We start from the raw sequence: 25,887 nt of genomic DNA on the forward strand, positions 1-25,887 counted from the left end.
CCGGGTGCGGCCTAGGCTCGCAGGATGATCGACTCCGTCGCCGTCCTCCTCGAGCCCAGCACCCTCCCCCACGGTCTGCCCGACTTCGCGGCGGTCGACCCGGACGCCTACCGGCCCGCCTTCGAGGAGGCGCTGCGCCGGCACCGCACCGAGATCGACGTCATCGTCTCCACGGAGGCGGCGCCGAGCATCGAGAACACGCTCGTGGCGCTCGAGCGCTCCGGTCGCGCCCTGCGCCGGGTGAGCGCGGTCTTCTTCACCGTCTGCGCGTCCGATCGCACGGCGCAGACCGATGCGCTGGAGCAGGAGCTCGCTCCCCTGCTGTCGGCGCACGACGACGCGATCACCCTCGACCCGCGGCTCTACGAGCGGCTCCGCGTCCTCGGCGAGCAGAGGGATCGACTCGACCTCGACGACGAGACGGCCTACCTGCTCGAACGGGTGCTCACGCGGTTCGCCCGCGCAGGAGCGCTCCTCGACGACGACGGGAAGGCCCGTCTCGGCGAGCTGAACGAGCGGCTCTCGACCCTCACCACGCTCTTCCAGAAGAACCTGCTCGCCGAGACCAACGCGCGCGCCGTCGCGTTCGACGACGCCTCGGCGCTCGACGGGCTCGACGACTCCGAGGTGTCCGCTGCTCAGCGGGCCGCCGGGGAACGCGGTCTCGAGGGCGTCCTCGTCACGCTGCCGCTCTTCTCCGGCCACCCGTGGCTCGCCCGTCTGCGCGATCGCTGGATGCGCGAGCGCATCCTGCGGGCCTCCGTCGGCCGGGCGGGCGAGGGCGGCGAGCACGACAACCGCGAGGTTCTGCAGGACACCGTCGCGCTGAGGGCGGAGCGCGCCGCTCTGCTCGGGGCGACCTCGCACGCCGAGTTCGTGATCTCGGGGCAGACGGCCGGCTCCCCGGAGCGGGTGCGGACTCTGCTGGAGGAGCTCGCCGAGCCCGCCGCCCGGAACGCGTCCGAGGAGCTCGCCAGGATGCAGGCGTTCGCCGACGCGGAGCAGGACGCCGCGGGTGCACCGCGGTTCGTCCTCGAGGCCTGGGATCGCGCGTACTACGAGGAGCGGGTGCGCTCCGCGTCCTACGACGTCGACTCGAGCGCGCTGCGGCCCTACTTCGAGCTGGAGCGGGTGCTGCACGAGGGCGTCTTCGCCGCGGCGGCGGGACTCTACGGTCTGCGATTCGAGGAGCGGACGGACCTCGTCGGCCACAGCGAGCACGTCCGCGTCTTCGAGGTGCACGAGGAGGACGGCTCCGCGCTCGGGCTCTTCCTCTTCGACCCCTTCACCCGCGACTCGAAGCGGGGCGGCGCCTGGATGAACTCGCTGTCGACGCGCACGAGCCTCCTCGGCGACTCCGCCGTCGTCGTCAACACCCTGAACATCTCGGCGCCCGGCGAGGGCGAGCCTGCACTGCTCGCTCTGGACGAGGTCGACACGCTCTTCCACGAGTTCGGGCACGCCCTCCACGGCCTCCTCGCCTCGGTGCGGTATCCGCGGTTCGGCGGCACGAGCGTCTACCGCGACTTCGTCGAGTTCCCGAGTCAGGTGAACGAGATGTGGGTGCGCCGACCGGAGCTCCTGTCCTCCTACGCGCGCCACGTCGAGACCGGTGAGCCGCTGAGCGCCGAGCTCGTGCGGCGGCTCGAGGAGTCCGCCCTCTGGGGTGAGGGCTTCGCCACGGCGGAGTACCTCGCCTCGGCGCTCCTGGACCTCGCCTGGCACGAGCGCGCCCATCCGGTCGAGCGCGTCGACGTGCGCGACTTCGAGGACGACGCGCTGCGCCGCGCCGGCCTGCTGCTCGACGCGATCCCGCCGCGGTACGGCAGCACCTACTTCGCGCACGTGTTCTCTGGCGGCTACTCCGCGGGCTACTACTCCTACATCTGGAGCGAGATCCTCGACGCCGACACCGTCGAGTGGTTCGAGGAGAACGGCGGTCTGGATCGCGCGGCGGGCGAGCGCTTCCGCCGGACGATCCTCGGGATCGGCGGCTCGCGCGATCCGCTCGACGCCTACCGCGGGTTCCGCGGTCGCGACGCCCGCACCGAGCCGCTGCTGCGACGACGGGGACTGCTCCCCCGCGGCTGAGCTCTCACGCGGCGGACCGGCGCGGCACGAGCCACGCCAGCACGACGAGCCCGACGACCAGCCCCCAGAAAGCGGATCCGATCCCCGCGACGGTGGTGCCGGACGCGGTGACGAGGAGGGTCGCCGCGGCGGGCAGGCGCAGCCGCGGCTCGTCGACGGCAGCCTGGACCGCCGCGACGAACACTCCGAGCAGCGCCAGCCCGGCGACGGCCTCGATGAGCAGCGGGCTCGCGGAGGAGACCAGCGCCGTCGCGGCGCCGGCCACGAGGCCGAGGACGAGGTAGGACGCGCCCGCCGAGACCGACGCGATCCACCGGCGCTCCGGCAGGGGGGACGCCTCCGGTCCCGCGGTCAGCGCCGCGCTCAGCGCCGCGAGGTTGATCGGCACTCCGCCGAAGACGGCGGCGACGCCCGAGAGCGCTCCCGAGGAGACGATCGCCGGCCGGGAGTGCGGCGCGAAGCCGAAGCTCGACAGCACGGCGATGCCTGGGATGTTCTGCCCCGCCATCGTCACCACGTAGAGCGGGAGTCCGATGCCGACGATCGCGCCGATCTCGAAGACCGGAGCGACGAACTCGGGCGCCGGCAGCAGCGGTGCACCGGCGAGGGCCGCGCCGTCGGTGACCAGCAGCAGCACGATCGCCAGGCCGATCGCGGCCGGCACGGCCCAGCGCGGGAGCAGCCGCACGAGCACGAGCCAGACCAGGATCACCGGCAGAGCCAGCGCCGGGATCTCGACCGCCGCCCGGACGGGCGCGAGCACGAGAGGGAACAGGATCCCCGCGAGCATTCCGTTGGCGAGCGGTCGCGGGATGCGCGACACCAGCCGCCCCAGCGCCGGCCAGAGCCCCGTGATCACCAGGAGGAGCGACGCCACCAGGAACGCGCCCACCGCGCGGTCGAAGCCGCCGGGGAGCGCCGCCGTCGCCGCGAGCAGTGCGGCTCCGGGGGTGCTCCACGCGAAGGTCATCGGAACGCGGTAGCGGATGCTCAGCAGGATGCACAGCAGACCCTGCAGCACGCAGACCGCCAGGAGTCCTGACGCAGCCTGGCGATCGGTCGCGCCGACGGCGACGACGCCGGCGAGGACGATCGCGAAGGAGCTCGAGAAGCCGGTGAGGGCGGCGACGATCCCGGCGAGCAGGGGCTGGACGATGACGGCTCCTCCGTTCGCGGACGCCCGGACCGGCCGGGCGGCGCGTCCACGACCCGCTCCGCCAGGCTAGGGAACCGGAGCGGGCACGACGACGCCCCCGCCGGGCCAATCCTGGTGAACTGGCGCGACGGGGGCGGAGGGGGTCAGGCGCTCTTCTCCTGGCGGCGCGGCGCGTGCGGCACGATCGTCGGCGCGGCGTTGTCGAGCACGGCGGCGCGGGTGACGACGACCCGGGCGACCTCGTCGGACGACGGCACCTCGAACATGATCGGCCCGAGCACCTCCTCGAGGATCGCGCGGAGCCCGCGGGCGCCCGTCTGCCGCAGCACGGCGAGGTCGGCGATCGCCTCGAGGGCGCCGCGGTCGAACTCCAGCTCGACGCCGTCGAGCTCGAACATGCGCTGGTACTGCTTGACGAGCGCATTGCGCGGCTCGGTCAGGATCTGCATCAGCGCATCCTGGTCGAGCTGCGTCACCGTGGTGACGACCGGGAGGCGGCCGATGAACTCGGGGATGAGCCCGAACTTGTGCAGATCCTCCGGGAGGACCTCGCTGAAGATGTTGATCTCGTCGCCCTTGCTGTGCAGCGGGGCACCGAACCCGATGCCGCGCTTGCCGGCGCGCGACGAGATGATGTCCTCGAGTCCGGCGAACGCTCCCGCGACGATGAACAGCACGTTCGTCGTGTCGATCTGGATGAACTCCTGATGCGGGTGCTTGCGACCGCCCTGCGGCGGCACGGAGGCGACCGTGCCCTCGAGGATCTTCAGCAGGGCCTGCTGGACGCCCTCTCCCGAGACGTCGCGCGTGATCGACGGATTCTCGGCCTTGCGCGCGATCTTGTCGACCTCGTCGATGTAGATGATGCCGGTCTCGGCGCGCTTGACGTCGTAGTCGGCCGCCTGGATGAGCTTAAGCAGGATGTTCTCGACGTCCTCGCCGACGTAGCCCGCCTCGGTGAGGGCCGTGGCGTCGGCGACCGCGAACGGCACGTTGAGCCGCTTCGCGAGCGTCTGAGCGAGGTAGGTCTTGCCGCAGCCGGTCGGGCCGATCAGCAGGATGTTGCTCTTGGCGATCTCGATCTCGTCGTGGATCGCATCGGCCGCGGTGATCGTGTTGCGCACGCGCACCCGCTTGTAGTGGTTGTAGACCGCGACGGCGAGGGCGCGCTTGGCCTGCTCCTGGCCGATCACGTACTCCTCGAGGAAGCCGAAGATCTCCTTCGGCTTCGGGAGGTCGAACTCGTGGCTCGTCTCCTCGCTCGACTCCGAGAGCCGCTCCTCGATGATCTCGTTGCACAGCTCGACGCACTCGTCGCAGATGTAGACGCCGGGACCGGCGATGAGCTGCTGGACCTGCTTCTGGCTCTTGCCGCAGAACGAGCACTTCAGCAGGTCGGCGCTTTCGCCAATACGTGCCACGGGGATGCCCCACTTCCTTGTCGTGCGTCGGTCGTGTCGTGCGTCGGTCGTGCGGGGACCGAGGAACTGGTTCCGAGCCTAGCCTCTGCATCGCGAGGGCTCGGCAGGCGGGCCGGGATTCGCGGCCGTTGCGCCCGTCGTGACGGTTTGCTACGGACGCCCGGGCGCGACCCCGGGTGCGCGGAAGGGCCGGTCGCGGATCTCTCCGCGCCGGCCCTTCCGAGGGTCGATCAGGCCGTGAGAGCCGGGAGGCTCTTGCGGCTGGTCAGGATCTGGTCGATCAGCCCGTACTCGAGCGCGTCGTCCGCACCGAGGATCTTGTCGCGGTCGATGTCCTTCTTGACCTGCTCGATCGAGCGGTTGGAGTGCTTCGACAGCGTCTCCTCGAGCCACTCGCGCATGCGCATGATCTCGGCCGCCTGGATCTCGATGTCCGAAGCCTGGCCACCACCCTGCTGGACGGCGGGCTGGTGGATGAGGATGCGCGCGTTGGGGAGCGCGAGGCGCTTGCCCGGCGTGCCCGCGGCGGTCAGCACGGCGGCGGCCGAGGCCGCCTGACCGAGGACGACCGTCTGGATGTGCGGGCGGATGTACTGCATCGTGTCGTAGATCGCCGTCATCGCGGTGAAGGATCCACCGGGCGAGTTGATGTACATGACGATGTCGCGGTCGGGGTCCTGGCTCTCGAGCACGAGGAGCTGAGCCATGATGTCGTCCGCCGAGGCGTCGTCGACCTGCACGCCGAGGAAGATGATGCGGTCCTCGAAGAGCTTGGCGTAGGGGTCCTGGCGCTTGTAGCCGTAGGCCGTGCGCTCCTCGAAGGTGGGGAGGATGTAGCGCGAGGACGGCGCGGCTCCGGAGCCGAAGGCCGTTCCGCCGAAGGTGGGTGCGTTCATTGTCTGTTCCTGATCTCTCGGCGCGTCTGGAAGGCTCACTCGGTGGCGGTTCCGCCGCCGCCGGCGACGTCGGTCGCGGAGGAGCGGATGTGGTCGACGAATCCGTAGGCCAGGGCCTCCTCGGCGCTGAACCAGCGGTCGCGGTCGCCGTCCTCGTTGACCTGCTCGACGGTCTTGCCGGTCGCCTTCGCGGTGATCTCGGCGAGGCGCTTCTTCATGTCGAGGATGAGCTGCGCCTGGGTCTGGATGTCGGACGCGGTGCCGCCGAACCCGCCGTGCGGCTGGTGCAGCAGGACGCGGGCGTTCGGCGTGATGTACCGCTTGCCCTGCGTACCGGCGGTGAGGAGGAGCTGGCCCATCGAGGCCGCCATCCCGATGCCCACGGTCACGATGTCGTTCGGGACGAACTGCATCGTGTCGTAGATCGCCATGCCGGCGGTGATGGAGCCGCCGGGCGAGTTGATGTACAGGAAGATGTCCTTCTCTGCGTCCTCGGCCGCGAGGAGGAGGAGCTTCGCGGCGATCTCGTTCGCGTTCTCGTCGCGCACCTCGGAACCGAGCCAGATGATCCGGTCCTTGAGCAGGCGGTCGAAAACACTGTTGGGCATAACCATGTCGGCCATGTATTGCTCCGTTTCAGTTGTCGCTTCGGAGGCGAATCTATCGGACGCTCCCCCGCCGATCCGGCCGTGTTCGCCCGGGGCGGAGCGGGAGCGGCCGGTGTTCGCCGGGGGCGGACCGGGCGGCGCGCCTGCGCCGGAACGACAGGAGCCGCCCCCGACGGATCGGGGGCGGCTCCTGTGGTCGTCTGCGCGAGTGCTACTCGGCGGCCGGGGTCTCCTCGGCGGGAGCGGCGACCTTCTTCTTGGCGGGGGCGCGCTTCTTCTTCGGAGCCGGGGCGGGCTCCTCCGCTGCGGCCTCGGCCGGAGCCTCGCTCGTCTCGGCCGGAGCCTCGGCGGCCTCCGCGGGCGCCTCGACCGGGGCCTCGGCGGCGGCGTCCTCGACCGCGGGAGCGGTCTCGTCGGTCGCCGACTCGTCGTCCTCGCCGGGAACGGCGGTGAAGGCGGTCAGGTCGACGGCCTTGCCGTCGGTGTCGACGACCTTCGCCTTGCCGAGGACGATCGCGAGCGCCTTGTTGCGGGCGACCTCGCCGACCATCTGACCGATCTGGTTGTTCTCGGACAGGATCTTGATGAACTCGTTCGGCTCCATGCCGTACTGGGCAGCGCCCTGGATCAGGTACTGCGTGAGCTCGTCCTGGCTGACCTGGACCTTCTCCTGCTCGACCACGTGGTCGAGGAGGATCTGGGTCTTGAAGGTCTTCTCGCTCGCCTCGGTGACCTCGGCGCGGTGCTCGTCGTCCTCGAGGCGGTTCTCGCCCTCGAGGTGGCGGTGCACCTCGTCCTCGACGAGCGATGCGGGGACCGGCACCTCGACGAGGGCGAGGAGGGCGTCCACGAGCTTCTCGCGCGCCTGGCCGCCCTGACCGAAGGTCTTCTGCTGAGCGGCCTGCTCCTTGAGCGACTCGCGGAGCTCGGCGATCGTGTCGAACTCGCTGGCGATCTGCGCGAAGTCGTCATCGGCGTCGGGGAGCTCGCGCTCCTTGACGGCGGTGAGGGTGACGGCGATCTCGGCCTGCTCGCCGGCGTGGTCGCCGCCGAGCAGCGGGGCAGTGAAGGTGGTGCTCTCACCGGCGGTGAGGGAGTCGAGCGCCTCGTCGATGCCCTCGATGAGCTCGCCCGAGCCGAGCTCGTAGGAGATCGCGTTGGCGGTGTCGACCTCGACGCCGTCGATGGTCGCGATCAGGTCGATCTGGGCGAAGTCGCCCGTCTTCGCGGGACGGTCGACCGTCACGAGCGTGCCGAAGCGGCTGCGCAGGCGGTCGAGCTCGGCGTCGACGTCGGCGTCGGTGACCTCGGCCGCGTCGACCGTGAGCTCGATGCCCTCGTAGTCGGGCACGTCGACCTCGGGACGGACGTCGACCTCGATCGCGAGCTCGAGATCGCCGGTGAAGTCCTTGTCGCTCGGCCAGGCGACGATGTCGGCCTGCGGGCGGCCCAGGGGGCGCACCTCGGACTCGCGCACGGCCTCGCGGTAGAAGCCGTCGAGGCCCTCGTTGACGGCGTGCTCGAGCACGGCCGCCTTGCCGACGCGCTGGTCGACGATCGCGGGCGGGACCTTGCCCTTGCGGAAGCCGGGGACGTTGATCTGCTCGGCGATGTGGCCGTACGCGTGCGTGATGCTGGGGCCGAGCTCGTCGGGGGTGACCGAAATCGCGAGCTTGACGCGGGTCGGGCTCAGCTTTTCTACCGTGGTCTTCACGTGAGGGGATCTCCTGTGCTGGTTGGTGTCGGCGCCGTGCAAACGGTCGTCACGGGTCGAGGTCGTCACGATGAGAATCGTGGTCGGGGCGACAGGATTCGAACCTGCGACCTCCCGCTCCCAAAGCGGGCGCTCTAGCCAAGCTGAGCTACGCCCCGGATGCGCGGGCCGGGGCACCGTGCTGTGAGACTCTCGTCGAGCCCTCTCCGCAAGTCCGCTCTCGCGACACGCCGAAATGGCCTTCGCAAGTGTACTCCACCGCGACTCGCCCGGCAGGAACGGGGTTCCGACCGCGCGCCGCGAGCAGCGCTTCAAGGACGTGTCCGCCTCGACCGCGGGATGTACTACAGTGTCATGGTGCCCGATCGAGAGACGGGCGCACACCCGCTACGCAGCCTCGAGCCGCGGATCCGGGGCTGTAGCTTAGTGGTAAAGCCTCTGTCTTCCAAACAGATGATGCGAGTTCGATTCTCGTCAGCCCCTCTCCTTCCTCTCTTCTGAACGGCCCGGCCTTCTGACCGAGTCGGCCGCGTCAGGCCGTCGCGTCCGACGCTCCGCGGTGCAGCTCGGTCAGCGCTCGGTACGACTCGGCGTTCCTGCGGATGCCGGCGCGCTCCTCCTCCGTCAGCTCGCGACGCACCTTCGCCGGCACTCCGGCCACGAGCGACCCGGGCGGGACGACGGTGCCCTCCAGCACGACGGCACCCGCCGCCACGAGGGAGCCGGTCCCGATGACGGCGCCGTTCAGCACCGTCGCGTTCATCCCGACCAGCACGTCGTCCTCGAGCGTGCAGCCGTGCAGCACGGCGTTGTGCCCCACCGAGACCCCGGCGCCGATCGTCGCACCGAACCCGGCGTCGACGTGCACGATCACGCCGTCCTGCAGGTTGCTGCCCTCGCCGAGTCGGATCGACGCGCTCTCGGCCCGCAGCACCGCCCCGTACCAGACGCTCGCGCGCTCCCCCACGGCGACGTCGCCGACGAGGACGGCGCCGGGCGCCGCCCAGGCGGTGCGGGCGAGGCGGGGCGATCGCCCCTCGCCGAGCCCGAGGAGGCGCGGCCCCTGCTGATCGTTCGACATCGTCGTCTTCCTCTCGTCGTTCCGGGACGCTCGTCCCGCATCCTCGCACCGTCGCCCGGCGAGCGGGACCTCAGCGGGCAGAGCGCAGCCAGGCGAGCACGGCGAGGACGCGCCGGTGGTCCGATCCCGAGTCCTCGAGACCGAGCTTCTGGAAGATCGCGGTCACGTTCTTCTCGACCGCACCGACCCCGATGAAGAGCGACGCCGCGATGCCCGCGTTCGTGCGCCCCTCCGCCATCGCCTCGAGCACCTCCCGCTCCCGCGGGGTCAGCGAGGCGAGCGGATCGCGCTGGCGCTGCAGGAGCGACGCCACGACCTGCGGGTCGAGCACGGTCCCTCCGGCCGCCACCCTCTCGACCGCGTCACGCAACTCGTCGACGGAGGCGACCCGGTCCTTCAGGAGGTAGCCCATCCCGCCCTCGCCGGATCCGAGCAGCTCGTGCGCGTAGGTCACCTCGACGTACTGGCTCAGCAGGAGGACCGCGACGGACGGGTGCGCGGCGCGGATCCGGAGGGCCGCACGCACCCCCTCGTCGCGGAAGGTCGGCGGCATGCGGACGTCGAGCACGGCGACGTCGACCGCCGCGGGCTCGCGCTCGAGGAGGGCCACGAGTCCCTCGGCGTCGCCGAACGCTCCGGCCACGGCGAACCCCGCGTCCTCGAACAGTCGGACGAGGCCCTCCCGGAGGAGTACCGAGTCCTCGGCGAGGGCGACGCGGATCACGGGTGCGGAGCTCACTCCGTCAGCCTAGAGCGGGGGGCATCGGCGGGGAGCGGGCGGAACGGCACGTGGACGCCGACGATCGTCGGTCCTCCCGCGGGTGAGTCCAGGCGGAGGACGCCGCGGAGACCTCGGAGCCTCCCCTCGACCCCCTCGAGTCCGTGGCCGGGGATCGCGGCCGCCCCGCCGACTCCGTCGTCGATCACCCAGACGTCGAGCCAGCTCTCCCCGGACGCGCCCGGATCGCGCACGTCGAGGTGGACCCGGATGCGCCGGGCCCTCGCGTGCTTCGATGCGTTCGCGAGCAGCTCCGCCACGACGAAGTAGACGCTCCGCTCGACCTCCGGCGGCACCCCCCGGATCGGACGGTCGACGACGACGTCCACCGGAACGGGGCTCAGCGCGGCGATCGAGTGCACGGCCGCCTCGAACCCGCGGTCCTGCAGGATCGGCGGGGCGACGCCGCGCGACAGGGCGCGCAGCTCGTCCAGCGCCGCGCCGACGTGCTCGCGGGCCTGCGCGATCAGGGCCGTCGCTCCCTCCGGATCCGCGCCGATACGGCGTTCCGCCGACGCGAGGTCCATCTGCACCCGGAGGAGCCGCTGCTGCGGTCCGTCGTGGATGTCCCGCTCCAGCCGGCGCAGCTCGCGGTCCTCGGCGGCGACGGCGGCTCCGCGAGAGGCGCTCAACTCCTCGACCTCGCGCTGCAGCGCCTCCGAGCTCCACGGGCCCAGCAGCAGCCTGTCGACCAGGTAGCGGGCGAGGGTGAGGCCGCGCGTCGCGAACGGCAGGGTCGAGACGAACAGCACCACGACGGCGACTGCGGCCAGGACGACGAGGATCTCCGGCGGCTCGGGCACGCCGAGCAGTGAGCTCACGCGGTCGGCCACCCAGCGCGCGGCGGTCGCTGAGCCGCCTCCCGTGCCGTCGAGCGCCGTCACGAGGGTCCCCGCCCCCGCCCAGAGCCACAGCACCAGCACGGCCCCGAGCACCGTCGAGAGCAGCGGAGCCACGATCAGCGTGTGCAGCAGAGCCAGCCAGTAGTGGCCGTCGATCACGGGACCGTAGAGCGCGAAGGTGGCGGGGGCCACACCGGCGGGCGCCCGGCGCGCTCGGGGCTCGGGGATGTCCGGGCGACCGGCGAGCAGGTCGAGCCACCGGGTGCCGCGCGCGAAGAAGCGCGCGACGATCAGGGCGACCGGGACCAGGACGACCCCGATCAGCACCCCGATGAGCCCGAGCGCGGCGACGAGCGCGAGGCCGACCGTCGTCGCTCCGACGACCGCGAACGGCACCGCGACGACCAGCGCGAGCGCCTCACGCGGCACCCCGCGCCAGAGGCGGAGGTAGGCGCGGGTCGCCTCGGCCAGCGGTGACGACGCAGCGCTCATCACGGCCCTCCTTCACGCCCGCCGCGGGAGGGGGACGCCGGTCCGAGCGTATCGGCGGCGCCCTCTCGGCACCCGGGGGCGGACCCCCGTCTCCGTCGCTCCTGCGGCCCTCGCGGAGGAGGACAGCCTCACCTCAGCGGCGCTTAGCGGAGCCTCCGCTTCCTTGCGGCTACGGGGCTGCGGCGTACAGTTGACGATCAGTCACCCCCTCTCGAAAGGACCCGATCGATGTCCACTGCATCCGTCACGTCGCTCACCTCGTCGAACCCGGATGTCGCATCCGGAGTCGCTCAGTTCCTCAGCCCCGTCGTCGTCGAGATGACCGCGCTGGCCGTCAACGGCAAGCAGGCGCACTGGCACGTGCGCGGCGCCAACTTCATCGGCGTGCACGAGCTCCTCGACACGATCGTCGCGCACTCGATCGAGTGGGCCGACCTCGCCGCCGAGCGCGTCGTCGCCCTCGGCCTCCCCGTCGACGCCCGCATCCAGACCGTCGCCTCGGCGACGCGGACCCAGCCCCTCACCCCCGGGTTCCAGCGCTCCGAGAACGCCATCGTCGAGATCATCACCCAGATGGACGTCGCGATCGCCACGGTGAACACCGCGATCGCCGAGCTCGCCGAGATCGACGCCAGCAGCCAGGACGTCGCCATCGAGATCGGCCGCGGCCTCGAGAAGGACCGCTGGTTCCTCTTCGCGCACGTCAGCGAGAGCTGAGCACCCGCTCCCGGACGCACCCGGAAGGCCCGCCCGATCCTCGGATCCGGTGGGCCTTCCGTCTGCCCGGTCGGCCGGGACCGGCGTCAGGCCTCGTGGGTGACGCGGCCCGCGAGGAGCGTCAGCGCCACGGGCATGGTCCGCAGCCGGTCCGGACCCGCGGTGAGCGGGTCGCGCTCGACGACGACGAGGTCGGCGGGGTCGCCCGCCATCGGCCGCAGCCGTCGCGACCTCGTCGAGGCGGTGATCGCCTCCCGAGCATCGAGGCGCTGCTCGGGGTGCCAGGGCTCATCGCCGAGGCGAGCCCGGGCCACGGCCGCCGCCATCGCGACCCACGGGTCCAGCGGCGCGACGGGGGCGTCCGATCCCAGCACGACCGTCGCTCCGGAGTCGATCAGCGAGCGGAGCGCGAAGGCGCGGCCGGTCCGTCCCGCCCAGTAGCGGTCGGCGACGTCGCGGTCGTCGAGAGCGTGCTCGGGCTGCACGCCGGCCACGACTCCCAGGCCGGCGAACCGCGGGATGTCGGCGTCCGAGAGCAGCTGCGCGTGCTCGATCCGGCCGCCGCCCACGCGCGCGAGGGCGTCGAGCGCGACCGTGGCGGCCGCGTCGCCGATGGCGTGCACGGTCGACCGGATCCCGGCCGCCGCCGCGCGGGCGAGCAGCTCGTCGAGCTCGACCGGATCGACGGTGAGGACCCCGCGCCCCGCGCCGGCACCCTCGTACGGGTGCTCGCAGAAGGCGGTCCGCGTGTTGAGGGAGCCGTCGATCAGCACCTTGAGCGGGCCCATCCGGAGCAGGCCCTCTCCCCCGGCGAGCTCGTCCCCGCTGCGCAGCCCCTCGCGGATCGCGCGGTCCAGGTCGTCCCGGTACACCCCGGTGTCCACCCGGAGGGACCGCGTGCCGTGAGCGACGCGGCGGGTCCAGTCGCCGACGTTCCAGCGCATCTCGAGATCGACGACTCCGACGACCCCGCGCGCGGCCGCCTGCCGGGCCGCCGTGTCGACGAGCAGGTCGAGCTCGTCGTCGGTCATGGCGCCGAGCGCCGTGACGAGCTCGAAGCACGGGTCCTCGCGCAGGAGATCGTCCGTCCACGGCACGGAGTAGCGCCGGAGCGCCGCGGAGTTGAGCCAGACCGAGTGCAGGTCGCCGCCGACGAGCACCACGGGCCGCTCGGGCGCGACGGCGTCGAGCTGCCCGGTGGTCGGCGGCTCGGGCCACAGGCCGTCGCGGTAGCCGAAGCCGACGAGCGTGGTCGTCGCTCCCGCGGGCGAGACGGCGAGCCGGTCGCGGACCGCTGCCACGACCTCGGCAGCCGATACGGCCGACGAGACGTCCAGGCGCGGAGCGGTCATCGCCCACTGCGAGAAGTGCACGTGCTCGTCCCACAGTCCGGGCAGCAGCCACCGGCCGTCGAGGTCGCGGACGTGGTCGACCGGTCCGGCCGCGGCGCCGACGGAGTCGATCACCCCGTCCCGCACCACCAGGTCGACCGGAGCATCGGCGCCCAGCAGCCTCGCGCCGCGCAGCAGCAGCGATCCGCTCATCGTCGTCCGGCCTCGATCACGACTGGCACACCGGGCACCAGTAGAGCTTGCGCGCGCCGATCTCCTCGAGGAGGACGTTCGTGCCGCAGACGCGGCAGGGCAGGCCCTCGCGCTTGTAGACGTAGTTGCGCTCGGCGCGGCTGCGGACGGCCTTCGACCGCTCGGAGGCGGTCAGCCCGCGCCGGGTGATCATCATGCCGGTGCGGATGCCGTCCTCGAGCAGGAGCGCCCAGTCGGCCCACAGCTCGTTCGCGAGCTCGAGCGGCACCTGCTTGCCGGGCGTGTGCGGGTCCAGCGCCGCGCGGTAGAGCAGCTCGGCCCGGTAGATGTTGCCGATGCCGCTGACGACCGACTGGTCCATCAGCACCAGTCCGACCGGAGTGGCCGTCTTGCGCAGCCGCGTCACGAAGCGCTCGCGCGCGGCATCGGAGTCGTCGGCGGCCGGATCGGGGCCGAGCCGCGCCAGCAGGGCCTCGACCTGCGACGGGTCCATCACCTCGCACGCCGTCGGTCCGCGCAGGTCGGCGACCGTCTCCTCCGTCTGCAGGCGCACGCGCACGGCGCCGATCGGCGGAGGCGGGAACTCGTCGAGGTCGCTGTCGGTCTCGTGCTCCGTCTCGGAGAGCCGGACGGCGCGCCGCCGCCGCGGGGCACCGATGCTGCTGCCCGCCTTCCCGTCGGGGAAGAGCGGAGAGACGTGCCCGAGGAAGTCCCACGCACCGTAGAGGCCGAGATGCACGTGCAGGAACAGATCGCCCTCGAAGCGCAGCAGCAGGTGCTTGCCGACCGCGGTCGACTCGAGGACGGTCCGCCCGTCGAGCACCGCGGCGCCCTCCGCGAACCGTCCCTGCGGACTGCTGACGGCCACCGCGTGCCCGACCACGTCGCGCTCGAACTGCAGCGCGATGCGGTGGACGGAGTGCCCCTCCGGCACCTAGCGGCTCTTCGCGGTCGAGTCGACGGCTCGGCCGGCGATGTCGCCGGTGGCCTCGTACTCGGCGAGCTGCGCGATGCGGCGCACGTGGCGCTCCTCGAAGGTGAAGGGCTCGGCGACGAACGCGTCGATGAAGCCCGTCGCCTCGTCGACCGTGTGCTGGCGGGCGCCGATCGAGATCACGTTGGCGTCGTTGTGCTGGCGGGCGAGGACCGCGGTGCTGAGGTTCCAGACCAGGGCGGCGCGGACGCCCGCCACCTTGTTCGCCGCGATCTGCTCGCCGTTGCCGGAGCCGCCGAAGACGACTCCGAGCGCCTGCACGCCGGCCTCCTGGTCGCGAACGACCGCCGCTGCCGCGTTGATGCAGAACGACGGGTAGTCGTCGAGCGGGTCGTAGGAGGTCGGACCGTGGTCGACGACCTCGTGGCCCGCCGCACCGAGGTGCTCGATCAGGTGCCGGCTGAAGTCCAGCCCGGCGTGGTCCGTTGCGATGTGGATGCGCACGCGCTCGTCCTTTGAGAGTGCCGAATCGATGCCCGCTCGAGCGGGCCGGGAGTCAGAGTACCGCCCGGGGAGGGCGGTCGCCCTCAGTCGAACTGCGGGTCGCGGGTCCGCGAGCGCTTGAGCTCGAAGAATCCGTCGTACGAGGCGGCGGCGACGATGCCGTCCCACAGGGTCAGCGCCTGCTCGCCGCGCGGAGTGGGCGAGAGGACGGGGCCGAAGAAGGCGACGTCGCCGATCGCGATGACGGGGGTGCCGACGTCCTGGCCGACGCGGTCGATCCCCTCGAAGTGCGAGGCGCGCATCGGGGCGTCGTACTCCTCCGAGTCGGCGTAGGCGGCCAGCTCGGCCGGGACTCCGATCTCGGCGAGCGACTCGGCGATGACCGCGTCGACGTCCGTGCGGCCTCCGACGTGGATCCGGGTGCCGAGAGCGTCGTAGAGCGGCTTGACCTTCTCGCGGCCCTCGCGCTCGCCGACGGCCGCGACGAGGCGCGTGTAGCGCAGCGCCCGCGGCAGGAAGCTGCGGTAGGACTCGTCGACGTCCTTGTCCTCGTTGAGGACGGCGAGGCTCATGATGCGCCAGGTGACGTCGAGGTCGCGGGCGGGCGTCACCTCGTCGACGAAGCGGGAGGTCATCCAGGCCCAGGGGCAGGAGGGGTCGAACCAGAAATCCACGGAGGTCATGCCCTCACGTTACGCCGCCGTCCGCACCCTCCGTTCGCCTGAGCGCCGCCCGGGTGCCACCGGGCGCCACGGCCCTAGGCTTGATCGTCGGCGCCCGCACCCCGGCGCCCGGCGGCCGCGCCCGAGACGAACGGATGGAGCACCCGTGCCAGGAGACAACCTCACCCGGAGCGAAGCGCAGGAGCGCGCCTCGCTGATCCAGGTCATCGACTACGACATCAGCCTCGACCTCACGCGGGGGGCGGAGACGTTCCTCAGCACGACGACCGTGCGCTTCACCGCGGTGGAGGGGGCGTCGACCTTCCTCGATGCGATCACGCGGACCGTGCACTCGGTCGTGCTGAACGGCGTCGAGCTCGACGCGGCCGAGGTCGCCGACGGCGTGCGGATCCGCCTCGACTCCCTCGCCGCCCGGAACGAGCTGACCGTCGTCGCCGACGCGATGTACACCAACACCGGCGAGGGCCTGCACCGCTTCGTCGACCCGGTCGACGGCGAGGTCTACCTGTACTCGCAGTTCGAGGTGCCGGACTCCCGCCGCGTGTTCGCGGTGTTCGAGCAGCCCGACCTCAAGGCGGAGTTCCGCTTCACGGTGACCGCGCCCGCCGCCTGGCAGGTCGTCTCGAACCAGCCGACGCCGGAGCCGGTGCCGGCCGGCGAGGGCGTCGCGACCTGGAGCTTCGAGCCCACGCCGCGCATCTCCTCCTACATCACGGCCCTCATCGCGGGACCGTACGTGGTCGAGCGCGACTCGCTCGTCTCCTCCGACGGTCGCACCGTGCCCCTGGGCGTCTTCGCCCGCGCCTCGCTCGCTCCCCATCTCGACGCCGACTACGTCTTCGAGAAGACCAAGCAGGGCTTCGCGTTCTACGAGGAGAAGTTCGGCGTCCCGTACCCGTTCGACAAGTACGACCAGCTCTTCGTCCCCGAGTTCAACGCCGGCGCGATGGAGAACGCGGGAGCGGTCACGTTCACCGAGACCTACGTGTTCCGTTCCAAGGTCACCGACGCGATCAAGGAGCGCCGGGTCGTCACGATCCTGCACGAGCTCGCGCACATGTGGTTCGGCGACCTGGTGACCATGAAGTGGTGGAACGACCTCTGGCTGAACGAGTCGTTCGCCGAGTACGCGTCCACCCTGGCCACCGCCGAGGCGACCGAGTGGACCGAGGCCTGGACGACCTTCGCCGCGATGGAGAAGAGCTGGGCGTACCGCCAGGACCAGCTGCCCTCGACGCACCCGATCGTCGCGACGATCAACGACCTCGAGGACGTCCAGGTCAACTTCGACGGCATCACCTACGCCAAGGGCGCCTCGGTGCTCAAGCAGCTGGTGGCCTGGGTCGGCGAGGAGGAGTTCCTCGCGGGCGTCCACGAGTACTTCGTGAAGCACGCGTTCTCGAACACCGAGTTGCGCGACCTGCTCGTCGAGCTGGAGGCCACGAGCGGCCGCGACCTGACCGAGTGGTCGGCGCAGTGGCTCGAGACGGCCGGAGTGAACACCCTGCGTCCCGAGATCGCGGTCGACGAGTCCGGCTCGATCGCCTCCTTCGCGATCCTGCAGAGCGCCGTCGAGGAGTACCCGACGATCCGTCCGCACCGCCTCGCGATCGGCCTCTACGACTTCGAGGGCGACCGCCTCGTGCGGATCGACCGGCTCGAGCTCGACGTCGACGGCGAGCGGACCGAGGTGCCCGAGCTGATCGGCCGCACCCGCCCGGCCCTCGTGCTGCTCAACGACGACGACCTGGCGTACGCCAAGATCCGGCTCGACGACGCCTCGCTCGACGTCGCGATCGAGCACCTCGCGAGCATCGAGAGCCCCCTGGCGCGTTCGCTCGTCTGGGGCTCGGCCTGGGATGCGACGCGGGACGCCGAGTCGGCTCCCCGCGACTTCGTCCGCCTCGTGCTGGGCAACATCGCCACCGAGACCGAGTCGACCACGCTCCGCACGGTGCTGGGCCAGCTGGTCACGACCGCGACCCAGTACGTCGCTCCGGAGCACCGCTCCGAGACCGTCGCTCAGGTCGGCGACCGGCTCCGCACCCTGGCCGAGGAGGCGGAGGCCGGCAGCGACGCGCAGTTCCAGTTCGTGAAGTTCTTCGCCGCCGTCGCGTCGACGCCCGAGCACCTCGACGCGCTCGAGGCGCTGCGCAGCGGCTCGACCTCGCTCGAGGGCCTCGAGATCGACACCGACCTCTCCTGGGAGCTGCTGATCGCGCTCGTCGCGGGCGGGCGGGCCCGCACGGAGGAGATCGACTCCGCTCTCGCCGCCGACACCACGGCCACCGGTCAGCAGTCGGCGGCGCAGGCCCGCGCCGCGATCCCGACCGCCGAGGCGAAGCGCGCGGCCTGGGAGTCGGTCACGGCCGACGACTCCGCGCCGAACACGATCGTGCGCTCGACGGGCCTCGGCTTCCAGCGCACGAGCGACCCGCAGCTGCTCGACGCGATGGTGCCGGTCTACTTCGACGCTCTGCGCGAGCTGTGGGACTCGAAGAGCTACAAGATCGCCGAGTACCTCGTCGTCGGCTTCTACCCGGCTGCCACCCCGACACCCGAGATCGTCGCGGCGACGCGGGAGTGGCTCGAGGCGAACCCCGAGGTGCCGGCACTGCGCCGTCTCGTCGTCGAGAACCTGGCGGGTGTGGAGCGCGCCCTGCGCGCCCAGGAGCGCGACGGGCGCTGATCGACCCGCTGATCGGTCCCGGAGGGGCGTCGGAGTGATCCGGCGCCCCCTCCGTCGTCCCTACCGCTCGGGCGCCGATCGGCGAGCGACCCTAGCGCTCGGGCACCGATCGTCGAGCGACGCCGTCGTACTGCGACAGGGGTCGGATGAGCGCGTTCGCGGAGCGCTGCTCGATCACGTGCGCCGTCCAGCCCACGACCCGCGCCGCGACGAACAGCGGAGTGAAGACCTCGGTGTCGAAGCCCATCAGTCGGTAGGCCGGTCCGGAGGGGTAGTCGAGGTTGGGCAGGATGCCCGTGCGCTCCGCCATGGCCTCGGCCAGCGCGTCCGACAGCTCCACGACGTCCGGACGGCCCGCGTGCTCGGCCAGACGGCGCATCGCGGCGTCCATCGTCGGCACGCGCGAGTCCCCCGACTTGTAGACCCGATGACCGAAGCCCATGATCTTCCGCTTGGCGGCCAACGCCTCGGCCAGCCACTCCCGCGAGCGCGCAGGTGCGTCGGGGCCGAGGCCGATCTCGTCGAAGACGTGCAGGACCGCCTCGTTCGCGCCTCCGTGCAGCGGCCCCTTGAGGGCGCCGACTGCCGCCGTGACCGCTGAGTAGACGTCGGACAGCGTGGAGGTGACGACCCGCGCGGTGAAGGTCGAGGCGTTGAACGAGTGCTCGGCGTACAGGATCAGCGAGACGCGGAAGGCGTCGACGACGACCGGGTCGGGCACCTCGCCGAAGGTCGTCCAGAGGAAGTTCTCGGAGTAGTCGAGGTCGTCTCGCGGCGCGATCGGCTCCTGACCGCGCCGACGTCGCTGCGCGAAGGAGACGACGGCGGGCAGTGCGGCCCAGAGCCGCACCGAGCGCGCGAGCACCTCCCCCGGCGCGTCCGCTCCCGGCTCCGGATCGAGGGCGCCGAGGACGCTGACGGCGGTCCGGACGACGTCCATCGGATGGGCCGTCAGGGGCAGGAGATCGATCACGGCCCGCACGGCGGGGTCCAGGGCGCGGTGGGCGCGCTCGATGTCGGACAGCTCCGCCGCCTCCTCCGCCGTCGGGAGCTCCCCGTGCCACAGCAGCCAGGCCACGTCCTCGAACGAGCACCGCGACGCGAGCTCCTGCACCGGGTACCCGCGGTACAGCAGGGAGTTCGACTCCGGGTCGACCTTCGAGATCGACGTGGTGTCGACGACGACCCCCGCGAGGCCCTTCCTGATGTCCTGACTCGTCGTGCTCATGCATCGCTCCTTCGCGAGACGGACCCGGTGCGGCGCCGCACCGGGGAGTGCGGGCGCTCAGGCGCCGTAGTGGTCGGCCAGGCTGAAGTCGAAGACGCCCTCGTCGAAACGGCCGTAGGACTCGTAGTCGAGCAGCTCGTAGAGCTCGGCACGGGTCTGCATGCCGGGCACCTCGGAGCGGAGCGAGCCCTCGGCCTTCAGACCGTCGAGCGCGCGCATCGCCGCGCCCATCGCGATGCGCAGGAGCGACACGGGGTAGATGACGATGTTCACGCCGACGTCCGCCAGCTGCTGCGTCGTGAACAGCTCGCTCTTGCCGAACTCGGTCATGTTGGCGAGCACCGGCACGTCGACCGCGGCGCGCACCGCCTCGAACTCGCTCAGGTCGCGCATCGCCTCGGGGAAGATCGCGTCCGCTCCCGCGTCTACCAGCCGCTTCGCGCGGTCGATCGCCGCCTGCAGACCCTCGAGGGCCCGGATGTCGGTCCGCGCCATGACGAGGAGGTCGGGATCGCGGCGCGCGTCGACCGCCGCGGCGATGCGGCGCACCGAGGTGCTCTCGTCGACCACGGCCTTGCCGTCGAGGTGCCCGCACCGCTTCGGGTTGACCTGGTCCTCGATGTGCAGGGCCGCCACTCCCGCGTCCTCCAGCATCTGCACGGTGCGCGCGACGTTCAGGGGCTCGCCGAAGCCGGTGTCGGCGTCGACGAGGACCGGCAGGTCGGTCATGCGCGCGATCTGCTGACCGCGACCCGCGACCTCCGAGAGCGTGGTGAGGCCGATGTCCGGCAGCCCCAGCTCGGCCGAGAGCACGGCGCCTGAGACGTACACGCCGTCGAAGCCCTTCGCCTCGATCAGCCGCGCCGAGAGCGGGGTGAACGCGCCCGGCAGCTGCAGCAGCTCGCCCGTGGCGAGGCGTTCGCGGAGGAGTCGGCGCTTGTCGGCGGGCGTCCGGGTCGAGTGCAGCAACGGGAGGTCCTTCCCTCGGTGGCGGACCGCCTCGCGGCCCTCCTCCCGAATCTATACACCCCGCGCGGCACCCAGGAGCGGTGCGCGCACACCGGACGGGGAGGAGGGCGTCCCGTAGCCTGGAGGGGTCATGCTGCTCTTCGAGACCTCCACCCCGAATCCCGTCTCCGCCACCATCTCGTTCTTCGACACCCCGGTGTTCTGGAAGAGCGTCTGGGTCCTCGCGATCGTGCTCGGCGCGCTGATCGCCCGGGTCATCGCGCACTTCGTCGTCGGCCGGGTGGTCGACCAGATCGTCTCGGGCGTCAAGCGGCGCCAGCGCGTCGAGGACACCCAGTCGATCGCGGCCTCACCGCTCGCCGCCGTCCGCGTGGTCCAGCGCACCCGCACCCTCGGGTCGATCCTGAACAACATCAGCTCGATCCTGATCGTGGTCATCGCGCTCGTGATGATCGTCAACACGATCGACAGCACCTTGATCGGCTCCTTCGCCCTGCTGACCGCGGCACTCGGCGCCGGCCTCGGTTTCGGCGCCCAGAACATCGTCAAGGACGTGCTGAACGGCCTGTTCATGGTCGCGGAGGACCAGCTGGGCGTCGGCGACGTCGTCGACACCGGGCAGGCGACGGGGGTCGTCGAAGCGGTCGGCGTCCGCATCACCCAGATCCGCGACGTCAACGGCACGCTGTGGTTCGTGCGCAACGGAGAGATCACGCGGGTCGGCAACATGTCGCAGGGCTGGTCGCGGGTCATCATCGACCTCGCGGTGCCGTACGAGACCGACCTCGAGCAGGTGCAGAGCACCGTCCTCGCCACCGCGACTGAGCTGGCCGGCAGCAGCCGCTGGCGGGCCCGCATCATCGACAAGCCCGAGCTGTGGGGCCTGGAGTCGATCGCCGACGACGCGCTCGTCGTGCGCCTGGTGATCAAGACCCGCACGACCGCCAAGGACGACGTCGCCCGCGAGCTCCGTCTGCGTCTGAAGCGGGCCCTCGATGCGCTCGACGTCAAGCTGCCCTCGCTCAACGCGGTCGTGCTGAGCGGGTTCGAGGGGGCGACCAGCGTCGGAGGAGCCAAGCCGCCGCGCACCACGCCGTCCCCGACCGTCACCACCGAGCACGGGAAGCCCGTGCGGCTCCCCCGGGCCCTCCGCTCCCGTCCGCGCGACGGCGACCCGACTCCCCCGACGGAAGGACCCCGCTCGTGAGCGGACTGCAGATCGGCGGCACCCCGCCGCTCCGGAGCTTCTGGGAGCACATCGGCGGCCGCCCGACGTTCGAACGGCTCGTGCGGCGCTTCTACGAGGGCGTGCGAGAGGACGAGGTGCTCTGGCCGATGTACCCCGAGGACGACCTCGAGGGTGCGATCCAGCGGCTGACGGGCTTCCTCGAGCAGTACTGGGGCGGCCCGGGCACCTACAGCCAGGAGCGCGGGCACCCGAGGCTGCGGATGCGCCACCAGCCGTTCCGCGTCAATACCGCGGCCCGCGATCACTGGCTGCAGCACATGCGCGTCGCCGTCGACGAGCTCGAGCTGGCACCCGCGGACGACGCTCTGCTCTGGGACTACCTCGAGCGCGCCGCGCACGCCATGGTCAACACCTTCGAGGAGTAGTCAGGCGGGGGTGCGGACGAGGACGTGGCCCCGCCTCGACGTGAGGCGGCGCCACGGACCGCTCTCGAGGAGGGCGACCGGGTCGTCCGCTCCGAGGAAGCCGAGCGCGAAGAGGGCGAAGGCGGCTCCGGCGGGCACGTCCTCGAGACCGTCGAGGGGCCGGCCCCAGACGGAGGAGCGCACCCGTCCGACGATCTGCTCCCCGGTCGCCGAGCCGACGGCCGCCGCGATCTCGTCGATCCCGTCGCGGGCGACCTTCTCGAGGAAGGCGGGGTCCACCGGCTCGCGTCGGGCCCAGCCGCCGCGCGGAGGCGCGATGCCCGCCCAGGCGCCGGCTGTCGCGTCGTCACCGTCGGGGAGCACGACGGGCTTGCCGTCGGCTCCTCCCGGCTCCCACTGCAGGCGGGCCAGGCGGTCGTTGAGCGCGCGGATCGGGATCACCCGGTCGAACGCGGCCGGCTGATCGAGCGCGAAGACGCGGAGTCCGAGCACGGTCGCGGAGCGGTCGAGGATCCCGCGCGGCTGCAGGATCGCGGTGTAGGTGGCCAGGACGTGGTCGTCGGCGACCAGTCGGACCGCCCCGTCGTCGACGCGGGCGGACCGGCCGAGGAAGACCCGCAGATCCGAGAGGCTGGGCGGATCCGCGAGGGAGAAGGACGCATTCATCGCATCGATAAACTTACCCCGAGCCGCTCGACCGATCGGCCGACATCCCGGAGGTACCGTGTCCGATCCCCTGTCCTCGTTCCTCACCGCGCTCGATCTGACCGACACGGGGGCGCGGACCAGCGAGGACATCTTCACGGGACCGTCGCAGTGGATGCCGGAAGGTCGCGTGTTCGGCGGCCAGGTGCTCGCGCAGTCGCTGATCGCGGCGGGCCGCACGGTCGAGGGCCGCAGCGTCCACTCGATGCACGGCTACTTCCTCCGCCCGGGCGACGTGGAGCTGCCGATCACCTTCTCGGTCGATCGGATCCACGACGGCCGGTCGTTCTGCACCCGGCGCACCCAGGCGTACCAGAACGGCGCGCCGATCCTGTCGATGATCGCGTCGTTCCAGACGGAGGACGAGGGCCTGGACCACCAGACTCCGATGCCGGAGGGCGTGCCCGATCCGGAGTCGCTGCCCAGCACCGCCGAGATCCTCGCCGGTGTCGACCACCCGGTCGGCAGCTTCTGGGCGACGCAGCGGCCGTTCGACGTGCGGCACGTGGAGCAGCCGGTCTACCTCCGTGCCGATCCCGACCGCCGGGCGCATCAGAGCGTCTGGATGCGCTCCCTCGGCACCCTGCCCGACGATCCGATGCTGCACCGCGCAGCTCTCGCGTACGCGAGCGACTACACGATCCTGGAGTCGACGCTGCGCCGGCACGGTGCCGCGTGGACGACGCCCGGGCTCCGGATCGCCAGCCTCGACCACGCGATGTGGTGGCACCGCCCGGCACGCGTCGACGAGTGGCTGCTCTACGTCCAGGAGGCTCCGAGCGCCTCGGGCGGCCGCGGACTCTCGCTCGGTCGCATCTACTCGCGCGACGGACTGCTGGTCGCCAGTGTCGCGCAGGAGGGCATGGTGCGCGTCCCGCTGCACTGAGCGGGACGCGCTCGGTCAGCCTCGCTTCGCGAAGCGCACCGGTTCGTCGACGTACGGAGCCCACACCTCGCGGAGCTCGTCGGGGATCCGCTCGGGACGGCCCGTGGCGGCGGTGACCATGACGAGCGTGGTCGCCGCCTTCGTGTACAGGATGCGCGGCTCGACGCCGGCGGGCGAGTACAGCTCGTAGCAGATCTCGAGGCTGGCGCCGCCGATCCGCCCGATCCACATCTCGATGTCGATCGGCGCCCGCATGTACGGGATCGGAGCGAGGTACTCGATCTCCTGCCGCGCGATCAGGCTGATCGTCGGGGCGCCCGGTCGGGCGTCCAGCACCGCCGTCGCCATCCCCGCTGCGCCGGGAGAGTCCGGCCGCCAGAACGCCTGGATGCGCGCCTCCTCGAGCAGACGCAGCATCTCGGCGTTGTTGACGTGCGCGTAGGCGTCGAAGTCCGACCAGCGCAGCGGGATGGCGACGTGCAGGCGCATCAGTCGCGCGTCAGCTTGCGGTAGGCGGAGCGGTGCGGCTTCGCCGCGTCGGGACCGAGGCGCTCGATCTTGTTCTCCTCGTACGCCTCGAAGTTGCCCTCGAACCAGTACCAGTTCGCCGGGTCCTCCTCGGTGCCCTCGTAGGACAGGATGTGCGTCGCGATCCGGTCGAGGAACCACCGGTCGTGGGTGATCACGACGGCGCAGCCGGGGAACTCGAGCAGCGCGTTCTCGAGGCTCCCGAGGGTCTCGACGTCCAGGTCGTTGGTGGGCTCGTCGAGCAGCAGCAGGTTGCCGCCCTGCTTGAGCGTCAGCGCGAGGTTGAGGCGGTTCCGCTCTCCACCGGAGAGCACACCCGCCTTCTTCTGCTGGTCCGGGCCCTTGAAGCCGAACTGCGAGACGTACGCGCGCGACGGGATCTCGGTCTTCCCGACCTGGATGTAGTCGTGCCCGTCCGAGACGACCTCCCAGAGGTTCTTGTTCGGGTCGATGCCGCCGCGGCTCTGGTCGACGTAGGAGATGTCGACGGTCTCGCCGATCTTGAGGTCGCCGCCGTCGAGCGGCTCGAAGCCGACGATCGTCTTGAACAGCGTGGTCTTGCCGACGCCGTTCGGGCCGATGACTCCGACGATGCCGTTGCGCGGGAGCGTGAAGCTGAGGTCCTCGATGAGCACGCGCTCGCCGAACGACTTGTGCAGCTTCTTCGCATCGATGACCTGGGCTCCGAGGCGCGGGCCCACGGGGATCACGATCTCCTCGAAGTCGAGCACGCGCGTCTTCTCGGCCTCGGCGGCCATCTCCTCGTACCGGGCGAGGCGGGCCTTCGACTTGGCCTGGCGGCCCTTCGCGTTGCTGCGCACCCACTCGAGCTCGGTGGTCAGGCGCTTGGCGAGCTTGGCGTCCTTCTTGCCCTGGACCTCCAGCCGCGCGCGCTTCTTCTCGAGGTAGGTCGAGTAGTTGCCCTCGTAGGGGTAGAGGTGTCCGCGGTCGACCTCGGCGATCCACTCCGCGACGTTGTCGAGGAAGTACCGGTCGTGGGTGACGGCGAGGACGGCGCCGGGGTACTTCGAGAGGAACTGCTCGAGCCAGAGCACGCTCTCGGCGTCGAGGTGGTTGGTGGGCTCGTCGAGCAGCAGCAGGTCGGGCTTCTGCAGGAGGAGCTTGGTCAGCGCCACGCGGCGCTTCTCACCGCCCGACAGGTTCGTCACGAGCGAGTCGCCCGGGGGCGTCCGCAGAGCGTCCATCGCCTGCTCGAGCTGGGAGTCGAGATCCCACGCGTCGGCGGCGTCGATGGCCTCCTGCAGGGTGCCCATCTCGGCGAGCAGCGAGTCGAAGTCGGCGTCGGGGTCGGCCATCGCGAGGGAGATCTCGTTGAAGCGGTCGATCTTGCCCTTGATCTCGCCCACGCCCTCCTGGACGTTCTCGAGCACGGTCTTGGTCTCGTCGAGCTCGGGCTCCTGCATCAGGATGCCGACGGAGTAGCCCGGGCTCAGCCGCGCCTCGCCGTTGCTCGGGGTGTCGAGCCCGGCCATGATCTTCAGGATCGTCGACTTGCCGGCGCCGTTCGGGCCGACCACGCCGATCTTGGCGCCGGGCAGGAACGACATGGTGACGTCGTCCAGGATCAGCTTGTCGCCGACCGCCTTGCGGGCGCGCACCATCGAGTAAATGTATTCAGCCACTTCAGTCCCTCAACCGCTCGTACGTTCTCGGAGCCCCGCGTTCCGGCGGGACCTCCCCGGTGACCGGGAGACCCGCGGCCGGATGACGGCCTCCGTCGGTCGCGGCGCGGTTCGCGCAGACGGATCGGAGGCCGGGGGCCGTGTCCAGGCTACCGGCTGGGGGA

The 25,887-nt window shown here is 71.3% G+C and carries 23 protein-coding genes and 2 tRNA genes; 7 read left to right on the forward strand and 18 right to left on the reverse strand.

Translation table 11 applies throughout. From position 1 onward, the window contains the following. Positions 1–24 precede the first annotated feature (24 nt). On the forward strand, positions 25–2,091 hold the full coding sequence (locus tag ASF48_RS13070) for a M3 family metallopeptidase (protein ID WP_055792384.1): 2,067 nt from the start codon (positions 25–27) through the stop codon (positions 2,089–2,091). A gap of 4 nt (positions 2,092–2,095) precedes the next feature. Here the strand turns inward: ASF48_RS13070 and ASF48_RS13075 are convergent, their stop codons facing one another. The 6 genes from ASF48_RS13075 to ASF48_RS13100 all read right to left on the reverse strand — a co-directional run bounded on the left by ASF48_RS13075 (position 2,096) and on the right by ASF48_RS13100 (position 8,044). Further along, on the reverse strand, positions 2,096–3,247 hold the full coding sequence (locus ASF48_RS13075) for a benzoate/H(+) symporter BenE family transporter (protein ID WP_055792387.1): 1,152 nt from the start codon (positions 3,245–3,247) through the stop codon (positions 2,096–2,098). A gap of 143 nt (positions 3,248–3,390) precedes the next feature. Continuing rightward, positions 3,391–4,668 carry an ATP-dependent Clp protease ATP-binding subunit ClpX gene (gene clpX / locus ASF48_RS13080; protein WP_055792389.1) on the reverse strand — a complete coding sequence of 426 codons (1,278 nt, stop codon included), beginning with the start codon at positions 4,666–4,668 and terminating at the stop codon, positions 3,391–3,393. 230 nt (positions 4,669–4,898) lie between these two features. After that, positions 4,899–5,564, reverse strand: coding sequence for an ATP-dependent Clp protease proteolytic subunit (locus ASF48_RS13085; protein WP_055792392.1), 666 nt, complete (start codon positions 5,562–5,564; stop codon positions 4,899–4,901). A 35-nt stretch (positions 5,565–5,599) separates the two neighbouring features. Further along, a complete protein-coding gene (locus ASF48_RS13090) occupies positions 5,600–6,187 on the reverse strand; it encodes an ATP-dependent Clp protease proteolytic subunit (RefSeq protein WP_055792396.1) in 588 nt (195 codons plus the stop codon). 196 nt (positions 6,188–6,383) lie between these two features. After that, complete coding sequence (gene tig / locus ASF48_RS13095; RefSeq protein ID WP_055792399.1) at positions 6,384–7,886, reverse strand: trigger factor; 1,503 nt, start codon at positions 7,884–7,886, stop codon at positions 6,384–6,386. 80 nt (positions 7,887–7,966) lie between these two features. Further along, a tRNA-Pro gene (locus ASF48_RS13100) sits at positions 7,967–8,044 on the reverse strand. Between the two features lie 254 nt (positions 8,045–8,298). On the opposite strand from ASF48_RS13100, the gene ASF48_RS13105 reads away from it, so the two are divergent. Continuing rightward, positions 8,299–8,369: transfer RNA gene (locus ASF48_RS13105), tRNA-Gly, on the forward strand. Positions 8,370–8,418: 49 nt separating this feature from the next. On the opposite strand, the gene ASF48_RS13110 is transcribed toward ASF48_RS13105, so the two are convergent. The 3 genes from ASF48_RS13110 to ASF48_RS13120 form a co-directional block, all read right to left on the reverse strand. After that, positions 8,419–8,967 (reverse strand): gamma carbonic anhydrase family protein, encoded by a 549-nt coding sequence (locus ASF48_RS13110; protein WP_055792402.1) that lies wholly within the window; start codon positions 8,965–8,967, stop codon positions 8,419–8,421. Positions 8,968–9,037: 70 nt separating this feature from the next. After that, positions 9,038–9,706, reverse strand: a complete 669-nt coding sequence (locus ASF48_RS13115) for a response regulator transcription factor (RefSeq protein ID WP_055792406.1) — start codon at positions 9,704–9,706, stop codon at positions 9,038–9,040. Next, positions 9,703–11,079 (reverse strand): sensor histidine kinase, encoded by a 1,377-nt coding sequence (locus tag ASF48_RS13120; RefSeq protein WP_055792409.1) that lies wholly within the window; start codon positions 11,077–11,079, stop codon positions 9,703–9,705. The genes ASF48_RS13115 and ASF48_RS13120 overlap by 4 nt, the downstream gene beginning before the upstream one ends. Positions 11,080–11,307: 228 nt before the next feature. On the opposite strand from ASF48_RS13120, the gene ASF48_RS13125 reads away from it, so the two are divergent. Further along, entirely contained in the window at positions 11,308–11,796 is a 489-nt protein-coding gene (locus ASF48_RS13125; protein ID WP_055792411.1) for a Dps family protein, read from the forward strand. Between the two features lie 86 nt (positions 11,797–11,882). Here the strand turns inward: ASF48_RS13125 and ASF48_RS13130 are convergent, their stop codons facing one another. The 4 genes from ASF48_RS13130 to ASF48_RS13145 form a co-directional block, all read right to left on the reverse strand. After that, on the reverse strand, positions 11,883–13,340 hold the full coding sequence (locus ASF48_RS13130) for an amidohydrolase (protein ID WP_055792419.1): 1,458 nt from the start codon (positions 13,338–13,340) through the stop codon (positions 11,883–11,885). Positions 13,341–13,356: 16 nt separating this feature from the next. Then, positions 13,357–14,274 (reverse strand): Fpg/Nei family DNA glycosylase, encoded by a 918-nt coding sequence (locus ASF48_RS13135; RefSeq protein WP_055792422.1) that lies wholly within the window; start codon positions 14,272–14,274, stop codon positions 13,357–13,359. Next, a complete protein-coding gene (locus tag ASF48_RS13140; protein WP_055792425.1) occupies positions 14,275–14,778 on the reverse strand; it encodes a ribose-5-phosphate isomerase in 504 nt (167 codons plus the stop codon). It abuts the gene before it with no gap. 83 nt (positions 14,779–14,861) lie between these two features. Continuing rightward, positions 14,862–15,461 carry a mycothiol-dependent nitroreductase Rv2466c family protein gene (locus tag ASF48_RS13145; protein WP_055792428.1) on the reverse strand — a complete coding sequence of 200 codons (600 nt, stop codon included), beginning with the start codon at positions 15,459–15,461 and terminating at the stop codon, positions 14,862–14,864. A 145-nt stretch (positions 15,462–15,606) separates the two neighbouring features. Between ASF48_RS13145 and pepN the strand changes: the two genes are divergently transcribed. Next, positions 15,607–18,150: an aminopeptidase N gene (gene pepN, locus ASF48_RS13150; RefSeq protein ID WP_055792431.1), complete on the forward strand. Its 2,544-nt coding sequence runs from the start codon at positions 15,607–15,609 to the stop codon at positions 18,148–18,150. Between the two features lie 91 nt (positions 18,151–18,241). Here pepN and ASF48_RS13155 read toward each other — a convergent pair whose 3' ends face one another. Both ASF48_RS13155 and prpB read right to left on the reverse strand, forming a co-directional pair. After that, complete coding sequence (locus tag ASF48_RS13155; protein ID WP_055792434.1) at positions 18,242–19,378, reverse strand: bifunctional 2-methylcitrate synthase/citrate synthase; 1,137 nt, start codon at positions 19,376–19,378, stop codon at positions 18,242–18,244. Positions 19,379–19,435: 57 nt separating this feature from the next. After that, positions 19,436–20,347 carry a methylisocitrate lyase gene (gene prpB / locus ASF48_RS13160; protein ID WP_055792436.1) on the reverse strand — a complete coding sequence of 304 codons (912 nt, stop codon included), beginning with the start codon at positions 20,345–20,347 and terminating at the stop codon, positions 19,436–19,438. A 130-nt stretch (positions 20,348–20,477) separates the two neighbouring features. Between prpB and ASF48_RS13165 the strand changes: the two genes are divergently transcribed. Further along, positions 20,478–21,554, forward strand: coding sequence for a mechanosensitive ion channel family protein (locus tag ASF48_RS13165; protein WP_082481459.1), 1,077 nt, complete (start codon positions 20,478–20,480; stop codon positions 21,552–21,554). After that, complete coding sequence (locus ASF48_RS13170) at positions 21,551–21,961, forward strand: globin (RefSeq protein ID WP_082481461.1); 411 nt, start codon at positions 21,551–21,553, stop codon at positions 21,959–21,961. The genes ASF48_RS13165 and ASF48_RS13170 overlap by 4 nt, the downstream gene beginning before the upstream one ends. Here the strand turns inward: ASF48_RS13170 and ASF48_RS13175 are convergent, their stop codons facing one another. Continuing rightward, complete coding sequence (locus tag ASF48_RS13175; RefSeq protein ID WP_055792438.1) at positions 21,962–22,627, reverse strand: hypothetical protein; 666 nt, start codon at positions 22,625–22,627, stop codon at positions 21,962–21,964. 58 nt (positions 22,628–22,685) lie between these two features. Here ASF48_RS13175 and ASF48_RS13180 point away from each other — a divergent pair, with 58 nt between their 5' ends. Then, positions 22,686–23,552 (forward strand): acyl-CoA thioesterase, encoded by an 867-nt coding sequence (locus ASF48_RS13180; protein WP_230670901.1) that lies wholly within the window; start codon positions 22,686–22,688, stop codon positions 23,550–23,552. A gap of 15 nt (positions 23,553–23,567) precedes the next feature. Here the strand turns inward: ASF48_RS13180 and ASF48_RS13185 are convergent, their stop codons facing one another. Continuing rightward, positions 23,568–24,041, reverse strand: a complete 474-nt coding sequence (locus ASF48_RS13185) for an acyl-CoA thioesterase (protein WP_055792441.1) — start codon at positions 24,039–24,041, stop codon at positions 23,568–23,570. Further along, positions 24,041–25,723, reverse strand: coding sequence for an energy-dependent translational throttle protein EttA (gene ettA, locus ASF48_RS13190; RefSeq protein ID WP_055792444.1), 1,683 nt, complete (start codon positions 25,721–25,723; stop codon positions 24,041–24,043). Before ettA ends, ASF48_RS13185 begins: the two co-directional genes overlap by 1 nt. Positions 25,724–25,887 lie beyond the last annotated feature (164 nt).

The sequence above is a fragment of the Rathayibacter sp. Leaf299 genome, from assembly GCF_001423055.1.
Lineage (GTDB): Bacteria > Actinomycetota > Actinomycetes > Actinomycetales > Microbacteriaceae > Rathayibacter > Rathayibacter caricis.

What these genes read in the sequence shown, in the direction of transcription:
- ASF48_RS13185 (WP_055792441.1), bottom strand. Translation starts at nt 24,041, where the DNA reads ATGCGCCTGCACGTCGCCATCCCGCTGCGCTGGTCGGACTTCGACGCC.
- ASF48_RS13085 (WP_055792392.1), bottom strand. Translation starts at nt 5,564, where the DNA reads ATGAACGCACCCACCTTCGGCGGAACGGCCTTCGGCTCCGGAGCCGCG.
- ASF48_RS13125 (WP_055792411.1), top strand. Translation starts at nt 11,308, where the DNA reads ATGTCCACTGCATCCGTCACGTCGCTCACCTCGTCGAACCCGGATGTC.
- ASF48_RS13110 (WP_055792402.1), bottom strand. Translation starts at nt 8,967, where the DNA reads ATGTCGAACGATCAGCAGGGGCCGCGCCTCCTCGGGCTCGGCGAGGGG.
- ASF48_RS13070 (WP_055792384.1), top strand. Translation starts at nt 25, where the DNA reads ATGATCGACTCCGTCGCCGTCCTCCTCGAGCCCAGCACCCTCCCCCAC.
- ASF48_RS13130 (WP_055792419.1), bottom strand. Translation starts at nt 13,340, where the DNA reads ATGAGCGGATCGCTGCTGCTGCGCGGCGCGAGGCTGCTGGGCGCCGAT.
- ASF48_RS13145 (WP_055792428.1), bottom strand. Translation starts at nt 15,461, where the DNA reads ATGACCTCCGTGGATTTCTGGTTCGACCCCTCCTGCCCCTGGGCCTGG.
- ASF48_RS13120 (WP_055792409.1), bottom strand. Translation starts at nt 11,079, where the DNA reads ATGAGCGCTGCGTCGTCACCGCTGGCCGAGGCGACCCGCGCCTACCTC.
- ASF48_RS13155 (WP_055792434.1), bottom strand. Translation starts at nt 19,378, where the DNA reads ATGAGCACGACGAGTCAGGACATCAGGAAGGGCCTCGCGGGGGTCGTC.
- ASF48_RS13090 (WP_055792396.1), bottom strand. Translation starts at nt 6,187, where the DNA reads ATGGCCGACATGGTTATGCCCAACAGTGTTTTCGACCGCCTGCTCAAG.
- ASF48_RS13175 (WP_055792438.1), bottom strand. Translation starts at nt 22,627, where the DNA reads ATGAATGCGTCCTTCTCCCTCGCGGATCCGCCCAGCCTCTCGGATCTG.
- ASF48_RS13165 (WP_082481459.1), top strand. Translation starts at nt 20,478, where the DNA reads ATGCTGCTCTTCGAGACCTCCACCCCGAATCCCGTCTCCGCCACCATC.